The sequence below is a fragment of the Protofrankia sp. Cj3 genome (assembly GCF_917627355.1).
Lineage (GTDB): Bacteria > Actinomycetota > Actinomycetes > Frankiales > Frankiaceae > Protofrankia.
Genome location: NZ_CAKJTR010000194.1, coordinates 7,402 through 9,511 on the forward strand (window position 1 = coordinate 7,402; position 2,110 = coordinate 9,511).

At 70.1% G+C, this 2,110-nt stretch carries 1 protein-coding gene; it reads left to right on the top strand.

Annotation, left to right across the window (positions count from 1 at the left end):
- Positions 1–2,110, top strand: a 2,110-nt coding sequence (gene fxsT / locus MJ783_RS19705; RefSeq protein WP_239312469.1) for an FxSxx-COOH system tetratricopeptide repeat protein, incomplete at both ends; no start/stop codon positions are given.

Here is a 2,110-nt window from a genome sequence, read left to right on the forward strand (position 1 = left end):
TGGGCGACCTGGGTCGCCGAGGTCCTGGAAACCGAGGGCCGCACAGTGGCGGTGCAGGCGTGGGACTCCCCCACCGGGGAGAACTTCGTCCTATGGATCAAACTGCGGATGGACACCGCCGCCCGCACGATCGCGCTCTGCTCCCCGGCGTACTTCGACTCGCACTGGTGCACCCAGGAATGGACCGCGGCGCTGGCCGGGAGGAAACTCATCCCACTGCGCGTCGCCGACTGCACGATCCCCACCGTGCTGGCCACGATCGGCTACCGCGACCTGTACCGTTTGGATGAGACCACCGCACGGCGCCGGCTGCTGGAAGCCACCGCTCTGGTCCCGGTCGCCCGGGTGTCGACCGGTTTCCCCGGCAGCTTCACCCCGCCCCCAGCCCCGGTGATAGGCACCGCATTCCCCGGCCAGTTACCCACCGTGTTCACGGTCCCAGCCCGCAACCGGTACTTCACCGGCCGCGCGGCGCTCCTGGGCCAGTTACGGGCTGGCCTGGCCGACGGGGTATCGATAGCGGTCACCGCTCTACACGGCCTCGGTGGCGTCGGGAAAACCCAACTCGCGATCGAGTACGCCCACCGGTACGCCGCCGACTACTCCCTGATCGGTTGGATTGACGCCGAACAGACCGATCTGATCGGCGAACAGCTCGCCGCCCTCACCCCCCACCTCGGGCTACCCACCACCGGGCGGATTGGCGACGACGCCGCAGCCGTGCTGGACTGGCTGCGCCGGCACCCCGGCTGGCTTCTGATCTTCGACAACGCCACCGAACCGACCGGGCTACGGCCCTGGCTCCCCGACGGCCCCGGCCATATTCTGATCACCTCCCGGTATCCGGGCTGGGGCGGGCTCGCCGACCGCATCGACGTCGATGTCCTATCCCGCGGCGAAGCGGTCGCCCTGCTGGGCCGGCGTATCCCCGGCATCGGCCCCGCCATTGCCGACCAGCTTGCCGACGACCTCGGTGACCTGCCCCTCGCGCTGGAACAGGTCGCCGCCTATCTTGACACCACCGGGCTGGCTCCCGCCGATTACCTGGTGAAATTCCGCAGCCGACGGGCTCAGATGCTCACCCGCGGGGTCGATCTCGTCTATGGCCGCACCATCGACACCGTCTGGTCCCTCGCCCTCGACCGCCTGCGCGCCCACTGCCCCGCCGCGGTGGCAATGCTGGACCTGTGCGCCCACTTCGGCCCCGAGCCCATCCCGCTGACTCTGATCAGTGATCATCCCGATCTGCTCGACGCACCGCTGCATGACGTGGTGGCCGGCACCGACCCCACCGCGGATCTCGATGACATCCTCGGCGCGGTCCTCGCCTACAGTTTGGCCCGGCGCGACAGCGACACGATCCAGCTGCATCGTCTCGTCGCGGCCGTCATCCGCGCCCACCAGCCCTCCACCCTCGCCGAGAGCGCCGCCTCGACCGTGCGGGCGTTGCTGGCCGCCCACCAGCCCGACGGCTATCGGGATCCGGCCGGCTGGCCACGGTGGGCCGTCATCGCCCCGCAGGTGCTGACCGCCCCGGCCCTGCATCCCGACAGCCCCGCGGTCGACATCGGCCACGACGCCCGTCAGTTGCTGCTGACCACCGCCTACTACCTGGACGCCCGTGGGGACTCCCGCGCCGCCGGGACACTGGGCCGTATCCTGCACACCCGCTGGTCCACCGCCCTTGGCGACGAGCACCCCGACAGCCTCGCCGCCGGCTACTGCATAGCCGCCGCCTACCGCCTCCGCGGCAACTACCAGGCCGCCCGCGTCCTGAACGAAGACACCCTGACCCACCTGCGACGAGTCCTCGGCGACGACCACCCCAACACCCTGACCTCGGCAAACAACCTCGCCGCCGACCTACACGCCCTCGGCGACCTCCAAAGCGCCCGGCAACTGAACGAGAACACGCTGGCCTGTTCACGGCGTGTCTTCGGTGACGACCATCCCAGTACCCTGCGCTCGGCGAACAACCTCGCCCTGGACCTACACGCCCTCGGCAGCTACCAGGCCGCCCGCACCCTCAACGAAGACACCCTGGCCCACCGGCGGCGTGTCTTCGGCGACGACCACCCCAGTACCCTGGGCTCGGCCAGCAACCTCGCCC